The sequence below is a fragment of the Streptomyces sp. NPDC050703 genome, assembly GCF_040654435.1.
Classification (GTDB): domain Bacteria; phylum Actinomycetota; class Actinomycetes; order Streptomycetales; family Streptomycetaceae; genus Streptomyces.
This window is the reverse complement of the sequence record NZ_JBFAHX010000024.1, coordinates 91,053-108,838: the sequence shown is the minus strand read 5'-3', so window position 1 is coordinate 108,838 and position 17,786 is coordinate 91,053. Positions and strand designations below refer to the sequence as shown.

Sequence of the window (17,786 nt, the reverse complement as noted above, 5' to 3'; positions counted from 1 at the left end):
CCGGGGCGCGGCCCGGCCTGACCCGGCGCGCGCCCCCCGCGGGGACCGCCGTCGTCCCGCCCCCTGGTCCACCCGGGGGTGCGGCGGTCCCCGCGGACGGCTCTACAGGGTGTGCGTGAACGTGTCCGCCGCCCGGCGCGGCGCCGGCGGGAAGCCGGTCTCGGCGTGGCCCAGCCGGCTGACGAAGACGGTGCGTCCCGGCAGCCCCAGGCAGGACTGGAGCCGCTCGCGCAGGTCCTCGTGCTGGAGGACGATGCTGATGGGGTGCAGCGCGAGGCCGTGCCGCGTGGCCGTCAGCCAGTAGTCGGCGAGCCGTGCGCCGGCGCGCAGGACGTCCGCGGCTCCCGGCGAGGCCGACGCCAGGCCCATGGCGACCACGGCGGGAGTGGGCCGGATCGCCGCGGCCATCCGGGAGGCCAGGACCCGCGGATAGCCCACGTGCCGGAGGACCCGCATGGTGGCGGGGCGCAGCGCGGCGCGCAGGGCCGCGGCCCGCAGCGGGTGCAGGGGCCCGAACAACTGGCTCAGGGCGAAGCCGTCGCCGCGCCGCTCGGCCTCGGCGCGGGTGGGGCGGATGTACGCGTGCGTCTCGCGCCAGGCCGCGGGGTGGCCGAAGTCCCGGCCCGCGTGCCGCGCGACGAAGGACACGAAGCGGTCGAGGTCGGACCGCGCGGTGAGGTGCCTGATGTCGACGTCGGCCTCGGCGGCGAGCCCCGGCGCCGGCTTGAGCAGCTGTTCGAGGACGTCGGCCGGCACGGCACGGTCCTGGTAGGGCCCGCGGTTGGTCCTGCGGACCGCGGTGAGCTGCTGGTACTCCGTCAGGCTGCCCTCGGGCATGCCCGCGTAGCGGAGTTCCAGGACGGCGAGGAGGGACCAGTCGGGGCGCCAGCCCGCGTCGCGCAGCGCGCGCACCGGGGCGGGGACGCTGCGGTGGGCCCAGCCGCCGGGCTCGTCGGTGAGCGCCGCGCGTTCCAGCCACCACCCCTGGCAGGCCAGGGACCGGGTCAGGAGCTGGGTGAAGGCGCCGCAGCTCAGCTGCATCTCCAGTTCGTGCGCGGCCAGCGAGTCGAGCTGCCTGCCGCGGTCGAGGACGACGGCGACGTACTCGCTGTCCGCGCGCGCGGGACCGCCGTCCGGTCGGCGCAGCAGCCGGACGGCGCTCGCGCGGGCGTCCGCGCCGCTCAGCCTGAGCAGCGCCCAGGGCTGGCAGTTGTGCGAGGACGGGGCGAGCCGCGCGGTCCCGGCGGCGGTCCGCAGGGCGCGGCCGAAATCGCTGCAGGTGACCAGGGTGCGGGACGGGATGGGTTCTGCGGGGACCACGGGGAGTCCTATCTCCAGGTGACGGCCAGTGCGTAGGTGCCCAGCTGCCGCGCCCAGCCGTGGGCCGGCAGGGCGTCGGCCCCGGGGGCGTGGCGGAGGAGCGCCGCGCCGGGGGTCCAGTGGAAGGTGCCGTCGGGCCGCCAGTCGGTGATCCGGGTCTGGTGCAGCGCGCCCGGCCCCGCGACGCCGGTGCACTTGACCACCGCCTCCCGGCAGGCCCAGCGCAGCGGCAGCGGCATCGCGGCCACCCGGCGCAGTCCGGCCGGGGCGCGGCCGGTGGCGGGCACGTCGAGGAGCCGGGCCAGGTGCGGTCCGACGGGGCGCCCCTCCAGGTCGATGCCGAGCGGCTGGGCGCCGCTGACGGCGATCGCGAAGTCGAGGGAGTGGGAGAGCCCGATGTGCACGGGTTCGCGGACGTAGGGCTTCCCGGCGCGCGGACCCTCGGGCACCGCGTGGACGACGATGTCCCGCGGGTCGGGCCCGCCGGCGCCCGCGTCCGGGGCGCCGGGCCCGCCGCCGAGCAGCTGTGCCGTGACCGCGTGCTTCACGGCGAGCCGCCCCGCGAGCCACTCCGTCCGCCGCTTCGGCAGGGCGAACCCGCGCAGCCTCGCGAGTTCGTCCGGGTGCAGCCGGGTCTCGGCGAGGTGGTCCCGCGCCGGTGCCCCGAGGCTCCGCAGCCAGGCGATGGAGACCACGGCGAAGGTGAGCGGGCCCGGGGTGCGGTGGACGAGCAGGGGGCGTTGGGGCGTGAGGCGCAGCCGGTGTTCGAGACCGGTGAGGAGCGCGTGGCGCCCGCCGGGCGCGGCCGGCGGGCGCGGGCCGCCGACGCGCGCCCGCGGTGCCGGCCGGGAGGGGTCCGGCGGGGCCGTCGGGAGGGCGGGCACCGCTCAGTTCCCGGCTTCCGTGTCCGGCGCCGCGCCGGGGGCTTCGGCGGGCCGGACGACCTCGACGAGACCGGCGTCGCCGTCGACGACGACCATGTCGCCGGTGTTGACGCGCTGGGTGGCGTACTTGCAGTTCACCACCGACGGCAGCCCGAACTCGCGGGACACGATCGAACTGTGCGACAGCATCGACCCGATGTCGGTGACCACGCCGCCCGCGATCGCGAACAGCGGCGTCCAGGACGCGTCGGTGAAGCGGGCCACCAGGATCTCGCCGGGCTGGAACTCGTCGGCCTGCCAGGCCAGGTCCTCGATGATCCTGGCCCGCCCGACGATCCGCCCCGGGCTGGAGCCGAGCCCTTCGAGGCGGGCGCCGTCGTCCGGCGCGCGCAGCGTCTGCGTCACGTCGTACTCGCCGACGAACGTCAGCGGCGGCTCGGGCAGCCGGTTGTGGTACTCGTGCGTGCGCCTGCGCTCCACCAGCTTGGCCTGCGGGAAGACGTCGGCGGCCGGGCGGTCGCCCGCGAGGTAGGTGCGGATGTCCTCGAAGTCGAGGTAGGCGACCTCGTCGAGGGAGCGCAGGACGCCCTCGTCGACCAGCCTGCGGCCCACCTCGTAGACGGCGGTGCGCACCAGCCAGACCGAGGTGACCATCGCCATCCGGGTGATCTCCCGCAGCTCGCTGCAGGTGGCGAAGAGCGACATGATCTTCCGCAGGACGGCCCGCTTCACGGCGGGCAGCTCGCGCAGCACGGCCTCGGCCTCGCGGGCGGCGGAGTCGTCGCCGCGCAGCAGGCCGTCGATGGAGAAGCGCTCGTCCTGCGCGTAGCGGCGGACCATCTGGAAGACGTACGAGGGGTCGTCCACCCAGCGCGGGTTGGTCAGCTCCATCTCCTGGCGGCCACGCGTGCCGTTGGTGCGCATGAACCGCGCGACGTGGGAGTCCCAGAAGGCGCGGCCCTCGTCGGTGGCGCGCAGCGCCGGCTCGATCTCCGCCGGCGGCGTCTCCATGATGGTCCGCAGCACCTCGGGGCGGCGCCGTGCGGCCTGCGCCAGCTCCCACAGCTCGCGGGCGGACTCGACGGTCCGCAGGTTGGACATGTCCGTCTTGATGCGGTTCTGCAGGTTGGTGCCCTTGTCGCCGAGCCACTGGGCGCACAGGTCGGAGAAGGCGCTGTAGAAGGCGAACGCGTTGATGTAGTACGGCATGTAGCCGACGTTCATCGCCTCGCAGTACGCCAGGTACCTGCGGAACTCCGTGCCCAGCTCCGCGCGGCTGAGCGTGCTCAGGTCGATGGCGCGCGCCCGGTCGTACGCGCGGTGCCGGGACGCGGCCATCCGCTGGGCGCGCCGGCGCATCCGGGCCAGTTCCCCGGCGAAGCTGCGGGCCCAGTGCCCGGCGGCGGCCACGCTCCGCGCGCCGCTGGTGAACTGCCCGAACGGCGACCGGTAGGAGGGCATGTCCACCTCCTCGCTGGCGAAGCGCTCGGTGAAGACGGCGGCGTCCTTGGTCGGCGGGCTCTGGGTGAGGACGTGCGCGGTGTAGGAGACGTTCAGGTACACGTGGCCCTGGAGGTAGCCCATGTGCAGGTCCATGTCCCCGTGGTCGCGGGTGCCGATGGACCGGACGCAGCCGCCGTGGATGTGCTGCTGGTAGTAGCGGGCGAAGCTCAGCCCGAGCGGTGTCATCGCCCCGACGAAGATCTCGCCGATGTCCATGCGGGACCACATGGTGTTCTGCCTGACGTGGTCGGGCACGTCCTTGATGTACGGGCTGTGCCGGGTGTCCGGCTGCGGCCTGGTCGTGATCGGCCGGGTCTGGAGCAGTGAGACGCGGCCGTCCTTGAGCACCCACTCGATGTCCTGCTCGGCCCCGTAGCTGTCGCGCACCTGCACGGCGAGGCGGGCGAGTTCGCCGAGCTGCTCGCTGGTGAGGCTGGCCCGGTCGCGGCGGGCCGGGTCCACCTTGACCAGGGCGACCCGGCCAGGCTCCACGGCGGCGCACTGGGTGACCTTGTACCGCACGCGCTTCTCGACGACCTCCAGGGTGCGGTCGTCCACCACGAACAGGTCGCTGGAGACCTTGCCGGAGACCAGGCCCTCGCCGAGGCCCCAGCAGGACTCCACGACCATGCGGTGCGGCCGGCCGCCCATCGGGTCGATGGTGAACAGCACGCCGCTGACGTCCGCGTGGACCATCTCCTGCACGACGACGGCCATCGAGCCGACGGAGGCGGGGTCGTCCCGGTAGACGGTGGCGCGGTCCGACCACAGGGAGGCCCAGCACTCCTTCACCGCGTGCAGCACCGCCTCGTCGCCGCCGACGTCGAGGACCGTGTCGTGCTGGCCCGCGAACGACTGGGCCGCCGAGTCCTCCTTGCTCGCCGACGACCGCACGGCGACACGGGGCCTGCCGAGTGCCGCGTACGCGTCAAGGATCAGCCGGGCGATCGGCTCCGGCAGCTCTCGGGCGGCGATCTCCTTGCGTATCGGGGTGTCGCCGGTGCGCAGCTCCTCGGCGAGCCCGGTCTCGTCGAGGAAGCGCCGGAAGAGGTCGGTGGTGAGGCAGAAGGCGGGCGGGACCGGCACGCCCGCGTCGATCATCTCGCCGAGCCGCGCGGCCTTGCCGCCCAGCTGCTCGGCGGCGACCGGGGCGCCCGAGCCGAGGGTGACGACGTAGCGGTCGTCCCGTCCGGGGCTCTCCGTGGTCGGTGTGCCGTCGGTTGCGGTCATACGGGTCCTCCTGAAGGGGCCGGTACGGGTGGCGTGGTCAGGCGTTGGTGCCGACGAAGGCGCGGAACTGCTCGCCGGGGACGATGCGGTGCGCCTCCACATCGGTGAACCCGGCCTTGACCAGCTGCTGCACGAGTTCGTCCGCCACCGGCAGCGGCCCGCCGAAGTCGGCGAACTCGAACCACAGACCGAGGACTTCGAGGCTCGGGCCGCCGCCCTGGCACGAGGTGGTCAGGAGCAGCCGGCCGCCGGGGGCCAGGGCCTCGCGGGCGCGGGCGAGGATCTCCACCCGGTCGGCCTCGGGGAAGTAGTAGATGTTGTTGTGCAGGGTCACCAGGTCGTAGCGCTCGTCGAGGGCGAGGGTGCGCAGGTCGCCCTGGCGGGTGGTGACCCGCTCCGTGAGGCCCCAGCGGTCCATGTTCCGCGCGGCCTCGTCGGCGACCTCGGGCTGGAGGTCGACGGCGAGGGCGGTGAGCCGCGGGTTGAGGGCGGCGGCGTGCCGCACGTACACGCCGCTGCCGCAGCCGATCTCCAGGAGCCGGACGGGACTCTCGCGGTCGAGGACGCGGGAGACGGCCTCCTCGATGAAGGGCTGCACCACCAGCGAGGAGCGGGCGATCACCGAACCGTCCTGGTCGCCGAGGCCGAACGAGCGGCCCTCGCGCACCATCCGCGGGGCGTCGAGCAGCACCGGCAGGTGGAAGCGGACGACCTCTTCGAGCGCGCCGGCGGCGGCGTCGTTCTCGACCCGGGCGAGCCGCTTGGCCGACCGGCTCCGCAGGGCGTACGTGCCGTTCCTGCGCTGGAGCTGGCCGAGTTTCACCCCGGCGTCGAGCCAGCGCGCGAGCCGGCGCGTGTCGTCCTTGGCGCCGAGGGAGGCGGCCAGGGTGTGCACGTCGGCGGGGCCTTCGGCGAGCCCGCGCAGGACGCCGCTGCTCGCGGCGCCGGTCAGGAAGGCGGCCCGGTAGACGGGGGTGACGAGCTTGCCGGAGAGCGAGAGGAGCAGCCTGATCTGCGGGGAGCGCAGCAGCCGCACGACGGTCGCCGCGGTCGTCAGGGGCGAGGCGGTGCGACGGTGTCCGTTCGAAGTCATGAGTCCCTCGGTGGTGTGCGGTCCTGGCCGGTGCGGGCGTGGGCGCGGGTGAGCCCCGCGCACCAGTCGCGCAGCTCGCGCAGGAGAAGCTCCTGAGCCGGGTCGTCGAGCAGGTAGAAGTGGCCGCCGGGCGCCTCGCGGCGGACGAAGCCGCCGGTGGTGTACGTGCGCCAGGAATCGGCCTGGGCGGGGCGGGCCAGCGGGTCGTCGCGTCCGGCCAGCACGGTCAGCGGCACGTCCAGCGGCTCCCTGGGCCGCCACCGGTAGTCGTCGCAGGCCCGCAGGTCGGCGCGGAGCGCGGGCAGCCTGCGGTGCCAGAACGCCCGGCGCACCCCCGCCCGCCCGGCGCCGAGACCGCCGAGGCCGCCGAGGAGCGCCAGCAGTTCCTCCTCGGGCAGGGTGCTGTCCTCGCGGTCGCCGTACTGGTGCGGGGCCCTGCTGCCGGAGAGGAAGAGGCCGAGCGGCCCCGGCAGGCCGCGTTCCCGCAGGGTGCAGGCCACCTCGTAGGCGAGCAGGGCGCCCATGCTGTGGCCGAAGAACGCGAGAGCCCCGTCGTCCGGCCGGCCGGCCAGGGCGTCGGTGACCGCGTCGGCCAGCGGGCCCATCGCGGTGAACGGCTCCTCGGCCAGGCGCAGCCCCCGGCCGGGCAGGAGCAGCGGCGCCACGCGGACGCCGTCGCCGAGCCGGCCGCTCCAGCGCCGGTGGAGGGAGGGCGTGCCGCCCGCGTAGGGGAAGCACACCAGTGTGAGGGCGGCCGGTGCGGGGGCCGGGTCGGTCCCCGGCGGGAACCAGGGCCCGGCGGCACGGGCGTCCGGTGGGGTGCAAAGGGGCGGTTCGGGCAGTGGCACGGCGTCCTCGGTGGGTGTGCGGTCCGGCGGGAACCCGGGCTGGGCGGCGGTGGTCAGGACGGCGGTTCCGCCGCGCCCAGGGCGAGCGCGCGGTAGTCGGTCTTGCCGTTGGCGTTGCGCGGCAGCCGGGCGAGGCGGGTCGCGGAGTGCGGCAGCATGTACGGCGGCAGGAGCGCCTTGCAGTGCTGCTTGAGCTGGAGCAGGTTCGGCGGCTTCGCTCCCTCGCGCGGGACGTAGTACACGGCGATCCCGGTCCTGCCGCCGGTCTCGGCGGTGATCACCGCGGCGTCCGCGACGGCCGGGTGGCGCAGGACGGCCGCCTCGACCTCGCCCAGTTCGACGCGGTAGCCGGAGAGCTTGACCATGCGGTCCTTGCGGCCCCGGTAGACCAGGCGCCCCTCCTCCACCGTCACCAGGTCGCCGGTGCGGTGGCGGCCCGAGCGGTGGTCGGCGGCGGCCGGCTCGTGCTCGCGGCCCCAGTAGCCGGGGGTCACGCACTCGCCGCTGACGACGAGTTCGCCGGGGTCGCCCGGGGCGTCGACGGCGTCGCCGTGCTCGTCCTCCACCCGGACGTGGGCGCCCTTGATCGGGGTGCCGATCGGCAGCGGGTGCTCGCGCTCCAGGTCGGCGGGGGTGGCACGGTGGTAGGTGCAGACGTTGGTCTCGGTGGGCCCGTAGAGGTTGTACAGCGCGGTGTCCGGCGGCAGGACGCCGCGCAGGGCGCGCAGTTGCCCGATGGGGAAGACCTCACCGGCGAAGAGCACGTACCGCAGTGAGCGGGTCTCCGCCGGGGTCAGCGCCCCGGACGCGGTGAGCAGGTGCAGGATCGAGGGCACCGAGTACCAGACCGTGACGCCGTGGCCGCGGATGCCGGCGGCGAGCGCGGAGACGTCCTTGGCCGCGGCGTCGGGGACGACCCAGAGCGTGGCCCGCGCGGCGAGGGCGGTGAAGAGGTCGAAGGTGCTGAGGTCGAAGTTGAACGAGGCGTGGTTGGCGAAGACGTCGTCGGGGCCCACCTCGAACTCCTCAAGGGCCCAGCCCACGAAGTTGGCGAGGTTGCGGTGGGAGATCTTCACGCCCTTGGGCGTCCCGGTGGAGCCCGAGGTGTAGAGGAGGGCGGCCAGGTCGTCCGGCGTCCGTCCGCGGCCCGCGGGCCGGTCCGGGGCGTCGGCGGTGAACGCGGACCAGGAGTGGACGGCCACCGTCGCCGGTACTCGTACGGGGTCGCCGGGGCCGTCCGCCGGGTCGGTGAGGACGACGGTGCGCAGCGAGGCGGGCAGCTCCGCGCCGGCCAGTCGCCCGAGCCGCCCGTGGTCGGTGAAGAGCACGGTCGGCGCGGCGTCACCGAGGATCGTCGTCACCCGGCCCGCGGGCTGGGCGCCGTCCAGCGGCACGTACACGCATCCGGCCTCCAGGGCGGCGAGGACCGCCGTCACGTAGCGCGTGCCCTTGCCGAGCCAGACGGCGACGCGTTCGCCCGGCCCCGCGGTCACCTGGCCGAGCCGCCCGGCGAGGGCGTCCACGCGACGCGTCAGCTCCGCGTACGGGACGGGGTCGTCGCCGGTGAGCGCGGTGCGGGCGAGTTCGGCACCGGTCAGGCCGCGCGGCAGCCGGATCACGGAGATGTCCCCCTTCCTCACGGCCGCCCCCTCACCGCTCGGACCGGGGCAGCACCCCGGTCTCCCGGCCGGCCTCGGCGAAGATCCCGGCCGCCTCCTGGAGGTCGGCCGCCGTGTGCTCGCTGGTGACGCTGATCCGCAGCCGCGCGTCGCCCAGCGGTACGCCGGGGAAGACCACGGTCTGGCAGAACAGGCCGCGGGCCCGTACGGCGCGGCCCATCTCCATCGCGGTGCGCTCGTCGCCGATGACGATCGGCAGGATGGCGCTCTCGGACCGCTCCAGGTCGAAGCCGGCGTCGAGGAGCGCGGACCGCAGGGTGCGGATGTTGTCCCAGAGGCGGGTGAGCCGCTGCGGCTCGGACTCCATGACGTCGATGGAGGCGATCAGGCCGGCCGCGGTGCCGGGCGGGATGTTCGCCGCGAAGACGTAGGAGTTGGCGTAGAAGCGCAGGTAGTCGATGACGTCCTGGTCGCCGACGACGAAGCCGCCCAGGCCGGCGAGGGCCTTGCTCATCGTGCCGAGCTCCAGGTCGACCTGGCCCTTGAGCCCGAAGTGCTCGGCGGTGCCGGTGCCGTGCTCGCCGAGGACGCCCGTGGCGTGCGCGTCGTCGATCAGCACCCGGGCGTCGTACTCGCGGGCGAGGCGGACGATCTCGGGCAGGTCGCAGATGTCGCCGTGCATGCTGAACACGCCGTCGGCCACGATGAGCTTGCCCATGACCTCGCCGCGGCAGCGCTGGAGCACCCGCTCCAGGTCGGCCATGTCGTTGTGCCGGTAGATCTTGCGGACGGCGCCGGAGAGCTTGCAGCCGTCGACGATGCTCATGTGGTTGAGCCGGTCGACGATGGCCGCGTCGTAGCTCTTCACCAGGCCGGAGATGACGCCGAGGTTGGCCGAGTAGCCGCCGGGGAAGACCGCGCACGCCTCCCTGCCCTTGAGGCGGGCGAGGCGGCGCTCCAGCTCGCGGTGGAGCTCGTTGGTGCCGCCGATGATGCGGGAGCCGGTGTGGGTGGCGCCGAAGGTGCGGGTGGCGTCGCAGACCGCCTCGACGACCTTCGGGTGCCCGGCGAGACCGAGGTAGTCGTTGGAGGCGAACATCAGGAACTCGCGCTCCCGGCCCTCCAGGTCGTCGTACATGACCGCGCGGCTGCCGCTCCTCGCGCGGTGCGGCATCCCGTACCAGTAGAGCCTGTCCTGCTCGCGTCGGGCGCGGTAGGCGCGGAAGGACCGGGCCTTGGCGAACAGGTCGGTGTCGCGCTCCTCCATGAAGTCCTTCATGGAGCGGCTGTCCCAGTCGTCGGCGCCCGTGCCCGCCGCCGCCCGGTCCGCGGCCGGCGCGGGGACGGCGCCGCCGTCCAGCGGCCGGAGCGCCGCGAGTTCGGCGTGCAGCTTGCGCAAGGTGGTCGCCTGGACGCCGTCGGTCGCGTCCTGCGGGATGCCGACGGCATCCGCGGTGTCCGCGATGATCGACGTCAGGACGACGGAGTCGATGCCGAGCTCGCTCTCGAAGTCGGCGTCGAGGCCCAGTTGGTGGCGCTGGTAGTGGGTGTGCCGCATGGCCGTGCCGACGAGGGTCTCCAGCAGCTCCGGCGTGCCGTCGGCGGGCCCGGGGGCCGCGTCGAGCGCCGCCGTCACGTCCGCCACGAGGTCGCGCAGGGTCTCCGGCGCGGAGTCCAGCTCGCGGGGGAGCCCGAAGTGCTCGGTCAGGGCCACCAGGATCGACTCCAGGACGACGGAGTCGATGCCGAGTTCGCCCTCCAGGTCGCTCTCCGGCCGCAGCCGCGCGGTGTCGTACAGCGTGCGGGACGCCACGATCTCGACGACCTGGCGGTGGATGGGCGAGGGGTCCTCGGACGTCTGGGCCGGCTCGTTCATCGGGCACCCTCCTTCTCGTTCTGGATGCGGTCGACCAGCGCGGCGATGGCGCCGACCGTCTGGAAGTTCCCGGGCGCGACCTCGTGCAGCGGCACCGTGATACGGAATTCGCTCTGGAGGAAATGCACCAGGTCGAATATCCCGGCGGAGTCGATGATGCTCAATTCGGTGAGAGGTGTCTCGCTGTCCAGCCCTTCGGTGTCACCGTCAAGCCAGGCCGTCGCAATGTAATCGATGATCGACTGCTCAGTAATCATGGCCGCCTTAACTTGTTTTCGGCAGAATGCCGAGCCGGGACAACTGTCGCAGATGCGACTTGCATCCTGCTGAGATCCGGATGTGAAACCGCTGGCGCAGGTGTCGTTGCTGGTCAGGCCGGTCTTCGAGATTGTCGCTGGTCGGGCCCGCCGAGCCGGGCAGGCCGGAAACAATGCCAGGGACAAAGGCGTGGAATTCTGTGGTAAGTTTCCACGGAATTTCGCCATCCTGCCGTTACGACGGAATGTGGAGTTGCCTGTCATGCACTCCGAAGACGCAACCTGCGATCAGCGGGAGAACATCGGGAACGAGCGTACGGCGATCATCGGAATCGCCGCGCTCACTCCTCGGGTCATGGGAGTCGATGCCTATTGGGAATACGTGAGGAACGCATCCGGGGCCCCGCGGTCCCCGGCCCGCTGGGCGCCGGACGAGCCGGCGGTCGACGTGGCCCGCTTCGGCATCCCGCCGGTGCAGGCGCGGTCCATGGCCCGGTTGCAGCCGCTGATGCTGGAGGCCGCCGACCAGTGTCTGCGGGACGCGGGCGCGGGGTCCGGCGGCCCCGACGACCGCACCGACGTCGTCGTGGGCACCTGCTTCGGCCTCGACCGGCAGTACGCCAACGCCCTGCGGATCGCGGGCAGCGCCTACGCCCGCGAGGTGGAGCGCGCCGCCCTCGCCACCGGCCTGCCCGAGGCCGTGGAGAACGCGGGCCAGGCCGCCGAGGAGCTGCGCGGCCTGCTCCAGCGCACCCTCGGCGCGTCCCCGCACGACCGGGTCGGCGAGATGGCCAGCACCATCCCGGCCCGGATCGCCTCGGCGTTCGGCCTGCGCGGACGCACGCTCGCCGTCGAGGCGGCCGACGCCACCGCGTTCGTCGCCCTCGCCCAGGCGCTCGGCCCGCTGCGCGCCGGACTCGCCGAGCGCGCCCTCGTCCTCACCGGACAGCTGCACGAGAGCGAGGTGCTGACCTCGCTGCTGCGGGCCAAGGGCCTGCTGCCGTCGCCGGGACCCGCGGACCGGGGCGAACCGGTCGAAGGCGTCGGCGCGGTGCTGCTCAAGCCGCTCGCCGCCGCCGAGCGGGACGGCGACCGGATCTACGCCACGATCGCCGACTGCCGCGTCCGGCACCACGGCACGCCGGGCCGCTTCCGCCACGAGACCTCCGTCGAGCGCCGCCGCGACCTCGTCCGCGCCGCCCACCGCGCCGTCGGAGCGAAGCCGGGCGGCGTGCGCTACGTCGAGCGCACCGGGACCGCCGCCGGGGCCGAGGCCGAGAGCGCGGAACTCGCGGCGCTCGCCGCCGAGTCGGCCGGCGCCGAGCCGCCGGTGATCGGCGCCGCCCGCGACCGGACCGGGCACACCTTCGCCCACGCGGGCATCGCCGCCCTCACCACGGCGGCGCTCGCGCTGCACCACCGCACGCTGCCCGCGCACCGCACGGCGGCGGGAACCGCCCCCGCGGCCCCCTGGACGGCACCCGCCGACGGCACGCCCCGCAGGGCCGCGGTCAGCGGGGCCTCGCTCACCGGCACGCTCGGCCACCTGATCCTCGAAGAACACCGGCCCGAAGCCGCGCCCGCCCCGGAGCCGGCACCCGCGGCCGTGCCGCGCGCCGCCCGGCTCCCGGAACCCGTCGCCGTGGTGGCCTACGGCGGGCGCTTCGCCGACGCCGAGGACGCCGACGCCTACTGGCGGCTGATGCTGAGCGGCGAGGACCGGCTGCGCCCCGTCCCCGCCGACCGCCTCGACCGCGAACTCCACCACGCCCCGGGCGCCCTGAGCCTCAACCGCAGCTACACCGACCTCGGCGGCTGGGCCGACGTCCCGCAGTCCCCGCCGCCCGGCGCGGACATACCACCCGAGCGGTACGCCGCGCTCGACGCCGCCCAGCGCATGGCCCTGGCCGTCGCCGACGAGGTCTTCGGCCGGTACGGCGGGCGCCCGCTCACCGGACGCGGGATGCTCGCCGTCGCCGGGAACCTCGGCCTGGCCAACGACCGCCGCGCCCACGTGGACCGGAGCCTCGGCGAACTGGAGGACGCCGTACGCGATCTGACCGCGCTCAAGGGGCTCTCCGCGGCCGAGGTCGAAGGGCTCATCGGCACCGCGCGCCAGGCGTACGGGCCCCCGGCCGAGCCGACCGCGGACACCCTCGACGGAGCCCTGGCCAGCGGTACGGCGGCGCTCATCGCCGGGGCGTACGGCCTCGACGCCGTGCCGTTCGCGGTGGAGGCGGCCTGCGCGTCCTCGCTGGCGGCCCTGGACACGGCGCTGACCGCGCTGCGCGCGGGCACCGTCGACTACGCCCTGGCCGGCGGCGTCGAACTGCCCTGCTCCGCGCGGGACATGGTGCTGTGCTCGGCCCTCGGGCTGCTCTCGCACAGCCGCATCACGCCCTTCGGCGCCGGGGCCGACGGCTTCACGCCCGGCGACGGCTGCGCGCTGTTCCTGCTCAAGCGGCGCTCGGACGCCGTGCGGGACGGCGACGACATCGTCGCCCTGCTCACCGGCTCCGGCGCCTCCAACGACGCCAAGTCACTGATCGCCCCCGACGCCGACGGCCAGGTCAGGGCCATGCGCCAGGCGTTCACCCAGGTCGCCCACGGACCGGCCGACGTGGACTACCTGGAGGCACACGGCACCGGCACCAGGGTCGGCGACCGCGTGGAGATCACCGCCACCGGACGGGTCTACGGCGGCACCGCCCGCCCGAGGCCGCTGGAGATCGGCTCCGCCAAGGGCTTCGTCGGCCACACCTTCGCCGCCGCGGGCGGCGCGGGGCTGCTGCGCACGCTGCTCGCCCTGCGCGCCCGGACACTGCCGCCCCACACCCACCTGGAGCGGCTCGACCCGGCGCTCGGCCTCGACGACCTGCCCGCCGTGATCGGCACCCGCCCGCGGCCGTGGCCCGCCGCTCCCGGTGCCCCGCGCCGGGCCGCGGTCAGCTCGTTCGGCACCGGCGGCATCAACTACCACCTGCTGGTCGAGGAGGACCACCCCCGATGAACCCGCTGATCAGCTTCACCTTCGACCGGGACACCGAGGAGATGTGCGCGACGCTCACGGACTTCGCCGAGCAGCGGCTCGGGGCGCCGGAGCGGTTCGACGCCGCGGACTTCCGCCGCCGCTGGCTGCTGGCCGGGCGGCAGGGCGTGACCGGCACCTGCGTGCCCGACGAGTTCGGCGGCTCGGGCCTCGACGCGGTCACCGCCACCGCGCTGATGGAGGCGCTCGGCAGGGGCTGCCGCGACACCGGCTTCGCCTTCTCCGTCGCCGCCCACCTCTACGCCTGCCTGATGCCCGTCGTCGAGTTCGGCACGACCGAGCAGAAGAAGCGGTGGCTGCCCGCGCTCGCCTCCGGTGAGCGGATCGCCGCCCACGGCATCACCGAGCCGGACGCCGGCTCCGACGCGCTCAGCCTGCGCACGCGGGCCGTCCGCGACGGCGACGGCTACGTCCTCACCGGCGCCAAGTGCTTCACCACCAACGCACCGGTCGCCGACGTCTTCCTCGTCCAGGCGGTCACCGACCCCGCCGGCGGCTACTTCGGCGTCACCTCCTTCCTGGTGGAGGCCGGAGCACCCGGCCTCACCGTCGGCCGCCCGTACGACAAGGTGGGGCTGCGCGGCTCACCGATGGCCGACGTGCACCTGGACGGGGTGTTCGTACCGGCCGACCAGGTCCTCGGCGCCGAGGGCGGCGGCGCGGCCGTCTTCACGTCCTCGATGCGCTGGGAGCGCACCTGCCTGTTCGCCGCCTACCTCGGCGCCATGAAGCGCCTCCTCGACTCCACCGTGGAGTACGTCAGGGAGCGCGAGCAGTTCGGGACGCCCATCGGCTCGTTCCAGGCGGTCAGCCACCGCATCGTCGACATGACCCTGCGCTACGAGTCGGCGCGCCTGATGCTCTTCCGCGCCGCCGTCGGCCTCGACGAGGGCAGCCACGACGAGGTGGGCCCCGCGCTCGCCAAGCTCGCCGTGAGCGAGGCGGCCGTGCAGCTCGGCCTCGACGCCGTGCAGCTGCGCGGCGGCCTCGGGATCGTCGACGGCGAGGCGGAGACGTTCCTGCGCGACGCGCTGCCGTCCCGGATCTTCTCCGGCACCAACGAGATCCAGAAGAACAACATCGCCCGCGCGATGGGCCTCGGCCGCGCGCCGCACCGCCGGCGCGCCTCCCGCTGACCCCGCCGCCCGTACCCGCCAACCCGTACCCGTACCGCCCGCATCCGGAGGACCCGTGGAGTACATCGTGCACCGCATCAAGCTCCGCCCCGGCGTCGACCCGCAGCGCTTCGAGAGCTGGGTCCGCGACGTCGACTACGCCACCTGCGCCGAGCTGCCGAGCGTCGGCACGTTCAGCGTCCAGCGCGCCTCGACCGACCCCGAAGCGCCCTTCCATTACTTCGAGATCATCGGCGTGCACGACCGCGACGCCTTCGCACGGGACATTAAGCTGGACGCCTTCCACGGCCTGGAGGAGGTCTTCGGCACCATGGCCGTCGTCGTCGACGAGATCGCGGGGACGCGCGTCGGTTCCGGCTACTCCCGGCGGTCCTCCTGGTAGGTCCCGGCACACCGCACGGAGGGGCCCCGGCCGCGAGATCGCGGCCGGGGCCCCTCCGTGTTCCCTCCCCGCCGTCAGGCCCTGCTCAGGAGCAGCACCGCGTTCTGCCCGCCGAACCCGAAGGAGTTGCTGACCACCGTGGACAGCGGACCCTCGCGGCCCTCCTTGCGTACGACGTCCAGGTCGATCTCCGGGTCCTGGCTCTCCAGGTTCGCCGTCGGCGGTACGAAGGAGTGCTCAAGGGACAGCGCGGCCGCCGCCGCCTCGATGGCCCCGGCCGCGCCCAGCGTGTGCCCGAGCACGCCCTTGACCGACGTCACCGGCGGCTGGTGCGGGAAGACCCGGCGGATCAGCCTGGCCTCCGCCGCGTCGTTCAGCGGCGTGGAGGTGCCGTGGGCGTTGACGTGGGCGACCTCCCGCGGCGCCACCCCGGCGTCGCGCAGCGCCGCGCGCACCGCCAGCTCCGCGCCCCTGCCCTCGGGGTCGGGCGCCGTCGGGTTGTGCGCGTCGGCCGACGCCCCGTAACCGCTCACCAGGGCCCGCACACGGGCCCCGCGGGCCCTCGCGTCCCCGGGGCGCTCCAGGACGAGCACGGCCGCGCCCTCCGCGAGGACGAAGCCGTCCCGGTGGACGTCGAACGGCCGGGAGGCGACCGCCGGGTCGGCGGAGTGCCGGGACAGCGCCCCCATCCTCGCGAACCCGCCGGCGATGGAAGGCACCACGCACGCCTCCGTGCCGCCGGTGAGCACCACGTCGCAGGCGCCGCTGCGGAGCAGGTCGCGGGCGGTGCCGATGGCGGTGGTCCCCGAGGCGCAGGCCGTCGCCGTGACGAGGTTCGGGCCCATCGCCCCGTACTCCATGGCGATGTGCCCCGCCGACATGTTGCAGACCAGCATGGGGATCAGCATCGGCGAGACGCTCTCGGGGCCGTGTTCGAGGAGCTTGCGGTGCTGGGTCTCCCAGGTGGCCGCGCCGCCCAGGCCGACCCCGAGCACCACACCGACCCGGGCCCCGTCCCACGTGGCGGGGTCGAGCCCGGAGTCGGCCAGCGCCTCCGCGGCGGCTGCGAGCGCGAGCTGGTTGTGCCGGTCGAGCCGCCACGCCTTGCGGCGCCCGATGGCCGCCACCGGGTCGAAGTCCGGCACCCGCGCGCCGAACCCGACCTCGCCGCCCTCCAGCGCGGCCACGGGGCCCGCGCAGGTGGCCTCGGCGGCACAGAGCCGCTCCCAGGTGGGTGAGGCTCCGATGCCGGCGGGCGTCACCATCCCCAGGCCGGTGACGGCGGCGTCGAAGCGGCCCTCACCGGCCGCCATCAGACCTCCACCAGCTTGGCCTCGATGACCTTGGCGACGTGCGCCATCGAGTCCTCGGCACGCAGCTCGTCGTCGCCGATCGGCACGCCGAACTCCTGCTGGGCCGCCATCGTCAGCTCGACCAGGGCGAGCGAGTCCAGCTCCAGGTCCATGAAGGTGGTGCTCTCGGAGACTTCGCCGGCCTCGGCGCCGAAGCCCGTCACCAAGAGGTCGACGAAGCGTGCGTACACGTCACTCATGGGGTTCTCCGTAGGGTAAGTGGGTTCTTGCGTCAGGCAGGTTGTACGTCGGGCCAGGTCAGGGCGGTCGCGCCCCAGGTGAGCCCGCCGCCGAAGGCGGTCAGTACGGTCCGGTGGCCGGGCAGCAGCCGTCGCGCGGCCACCGCGTCGGCGAGCGCGAGCGGCAGGGAGGCGGCGGCCGTGTTGCCGACCCGGTCCAGGTGGACGGGGCAGCGCTCGCGCGGCAGCCCGAGCCGGTCGGCGACCGCGTACAGGATGCGGAGGTTGGCCTGGTGCGCGACGAGCCGGTCGATGGAGTCCGCCGTCCAGCCCGACTCCTCGGCGACCTGCCGGGAGCTCTGCGACATCCGCTCCACCGCGCCGCGGAAGACGGCCTTGCCGTTCATCCGGAAGTACGGGTCGGCGTCGGCGGCGGTCTCCCGGCGGAACGGCTCCCGCGACCCGCCGGAGCGCACCGAGATCAGCTCCTCGCCCGAACCGTCGCTGGCGAGCAGCACGGGCCCGAGCGCACCCGGCTCGTCCGGCCCGCCGGGGCGGAGCAGCACCGCGCCCGCCCCGTCGCCGAAGATGGCGCGGGCCGACCGGTCGCCGGGGTCGAGGATGCTGGAGTAGGTGTCCGCCCCGATCACCAGGACGCGGTCGGCCGTGCCCGCCGCGATGAGACCGCGGGCGGTGGCCAGCGCGTACAGGAAGCCGGTGCACACCGCGGAGACGTCGAAGGCGGGCACGGGGCCGAGGCCGAGCCGGGCGGCGACCAGGGGCGCGGTGGCCGGGCAGAGCCGGTCGGGCGTGGTGGTGGCGAGCACCACCGCGTCCGCGTGCGCCACACCGGCGGACTTCAGCGCCCGCCCGCCCGCCTCGACGGCCATGTCGGAGGTGGCGACACCGGGTTCGGCGATGTGGCGCCGTCCGATGCCGGTTCTGCTGCGTATCCAGTCGTCGGTGGTGTCCAGCTCCCTGCCGAGGTCGTCGTTGGTGACGACCCCGGCGGGCAGCCAGGTGCCCAGACCGGCGACGACCGAGGTCCGGACCATCGC

General features: G+C 74.5%; 14 protein-coding genes. 3 read left to right on the top strand and 11 right to left on the bottom strand.

Annotation, left to right across the window (positions count from 1 at the left end; genetic code table 11):
• Positions 1-102: 102 nt before the first annotated feature.
• Genes AB0I16_RS22530 through AB0I16_RS22495 form a run of 8 tightly spaced genes read right to left on the bottom strand, consistent with a single transcriptional unit; the run spans position 103 to position 10,894 of the window.
• Positions 103-1,320, bottom strand: coding sequence for a RedV protein (locus AB0I16_RS22530; protein ID WP_363251255.1), 1,218 nt, complete (start codon positions 1,318-1,320; stop codon positions 103-105).
• A gap of 8 nt (positions 1,321-1,328) precedes the next feature.
• Positions 1,329-2,204 (bottom strand): hypothetical protein, encoded by an 876-nt coding sequence (locus AB0I16_RS22525; protein ID WP_363251254.1) that lies wholly within the window; start codon positions 2,202-2,204, stop codon positions 1,329-1,331.
• A 3-nt stretch (positions 2,205-2,207) separates the two neighbouring features.
• Positions 2,208-4,937 (bottom strand): PEP/pyruvate-binding domain-containing protein, encoded by a 2,730-nt coding sequence (locus AB0I16_RS22520; RefSeq protein ID WP_363251253.1) that lies wholly within the window; start codon positions 4,935-4,937, stop codon positions 2,208-2,210.
• 37 nt (positions 4,938-4,974) lie between these two features.
• Positions 4,975-6,030: a class I SAM-dependent methyltransferase gene (locus tag AB0I16_RS22515; RefSeq protein ID WP_363251252.1), complete on the bottom strand. Its 1,056-nt coding sequence runs from the start codon at positions 6,028-6,030 to the stop codon at positions 4,975-4,977.
• Complete coding sequence (locus tag AB0I16_RS22510) at positions 6,027-6,878, bottom strand: alpha/beta fold hydrolase (protein ID WP_363251251.1); 852 nt, start codon at positions 6,876-6,878, stop codon at positions 6,027-6,029. Before AB0I16_RS22510 ends, AB0I16_RS22515 begins: the two co-directional genes overlap by 4 nt.
• 53 nt (positions 6,879-6,931) lie before the next feature.
• A complete protein-coding gene (locus AB0I16_RS22505) occupies positions 6,932-8,518 on the bottom strand; it encodes an amino acid adenylation domain-containing protein (protein ID WP_363251250.1) in 1,587 nt (528 codons plus the stop codon).
• 10 nt (positions 8,519-8,528) lie between these two features.
• Positions 8,529-10,373, bottom strand: coding sequence for an aminotransferase class I/II-fold pyridoxal phosphate-dependent enzyme (locus AB0I16_RS22500; RefSeq protein WP_363251249.1), 1,845 nt, complete (start codon positions 10,371-10,373; stop codon positions 8,529-8,531).
• Positions 10,370-10,894, bottom strand: a complete 525-nt coding sequence (locus AB0I16_RS22495) for an acyl carrier protein (RefSeq protein ID WP_363251248.1) — start codon at positions 10,892-10,894, stop codon at positions 10,370-10,372. The genes AB0I16_RS22500 and AB0I16_RS22495 overlap by 4 nt, the downstream gene beginning before the upstream one ends.
• Between AB0I16_RS22495 and AB0I16_RS22490 the strand changes: the two genes are divergently transcribed.
• Genes AB0I16_RS22490 through AB0I16_RS22480 form a run of 3 tightly spaced genes read left to right on the top strand, consistent with a single transcriptional unit; the run spans position 10,893 to position 15,197 of the window.
• Positions 10,893-13,640: a polyketide synthase gene (locus AB0I16_RS22490; RefSeq protein WP_363251247.1), complete on the top strand. Its 2,748-nt coding sequence runs from the start codon at positions 10,893-10,895 to the stop codon at positions 13,638-13,640. The two genes, AB0I16_RS22495 and AB0I16_RS22490, sit on opposite strands and share 2 nt — an antisense overlap.
• On the top strand, positions 13,637-14,815 hold the full coding sequence (gene redW / locus AB0I16_RS22485; RefSeq protein ID WP_363251246.1) for an L-prolyl-[peptidyl-carrier protein] dehydrogenase: 1,179 nt from the start codon (positions 13,637-13,639) through the stop codon (positions 14,813-14,815). The genes AB0I16_RS22490 and redW overlap by 4 nt, the downstream gene beginning before the upstream one ends.
• A 55-nt stretch (positions 14,816-14,870) precedes the next feature.
• Positions 14,871-15,197 (top strand): RedY protein, encoded by a 327-nt coding sequence (locus AB0I16_RS22480; protein WP_363251245.1) that lies wholly within the window; start codon positions 14,871-14,873, stop codon positions 15,195-15,197.
• A 74-nt stretch (positions 15,198-15,271) separates the two neighbouring features.
• Here AB0I16_RS22480 and AB0I16_RS22475 read toward each other — a convergent pair whose 3' ends face one another.
• The 3 genes from AB0I16_RS22475 to AB0I16_RS22465 are packed head-to-tail and all read right to left on the bottom strand — an operon-like array spanning position 15,272 to position 17,783.
• On the bottom strand, positions 15,272-16,510 hold the full coding sequence (locus AB0I16_RS22475) for a beta-ketoacyl-[acyl-carrier-protein] synthase family protein (protein WP_363251244.1): 1,239 nt from the start codon (positions 16,508-16,510) through the stop codon (positions 15,272-15,274).
• Positions 16,510-16,749, bottom strand: a complete 240-nt coding sequence (locus tag AB0I16_RS22470) for an acyl carrier protein (RefSeq protein WP_363251243.1) — start codon at positions 16,747-16,749, stop codon at positions 16,510-16,512. The genes AB0I16_RS22475 and AB0I16_RS22470 overlap by 1 nt, the downstream gene beginning before the upstream one ends.
• A gap of 32 nt (positions 16,750-16,781) precedes the next feature.
• Positions 16,782-17,783: a beta-ketoacyl-ACP synthase III gene (locus AB0I16_RS22465; protein ID WP_363251242.1), complete on the bottom strand. Its 1,002-nt coding sequence runs from the start codon at positions 17,781-17,783 to the stop codon at positions 16,782-16,784.
• Positions 17,784-17,786: the final 3 nt, after the last annotated feature.

What these genes read in the sequence shown, in the direction of transcription:
- AB0I16_RS22520 (WP_363251253.1), bottom strand. Translation starts at nt 4,937, where the DNA reads ATGACCGCAACCGACGGCACACCGACCACGGAGAGCCCCGGACGGGAC.
- AB0I16_RS22515 (WP_363251252.1), bottom strand. Translation starts at nt 6,030, where the DNA reads ATGACTTCGAACGGACACCGTCGCACCGCCTCGCCCCTGACGACCGCG.
- AB0I16_RS22500 (WP_363251249.1), bottom strand. Translation starts at nt 10,373, where the DNA reads ATGAACGAGCCGGCCCAGACGTCCGAGGACCCCTCGCCCATCCACCGC.
- AB0I16_RS22490 (WP_363251247.1), top strand. Translation starts at nt 10,893, where the DNA reads ATGCACTCCGAAGACGCAACCTGCGATCAGCGGGAGAACATCGGGAAC.
- AB0I16_RS22495 (WP_363251248.1), bottom strand. Translation starts at nt 10,894, where the DNA reads ATGACAGGCAACTCCACATTCCGTCGTAACGGCAGGATGGCGAAATTC.
- redW (WP_363251246.1), top strand. Translation starts at nt 13,637, where the DNA reads ATGAACCCGCTGATCAGCTTCACCTTCGACCGGGACACCGAGGAGATG.
- AB0I16_RS22475 (WP_363251244.1), bottom strand. Translation starts at nt 16,510, where the DNA reads ATGGCGGCCGGTGAGGGCCGCTTCGACGCCGCCGTCACCGGCCTGGGG.
- AB0I16_RS22470 (WP_363251243.1), bottom strand. Translation starts at nt 16,749, where the DNA reads ATGAGTGACGTGTACGCACGCTTCGTCGACCTCTTGGTGACGGGCTTC.
- AB0I16_RS22465 (WP_363251242.1), bottom strand. Translation starts at nt 17,783, where the DNA reads ATGGTCCGGACCTCGGTCGTCGCCGGTCTGGGCACCTGGCTGCCCGCC.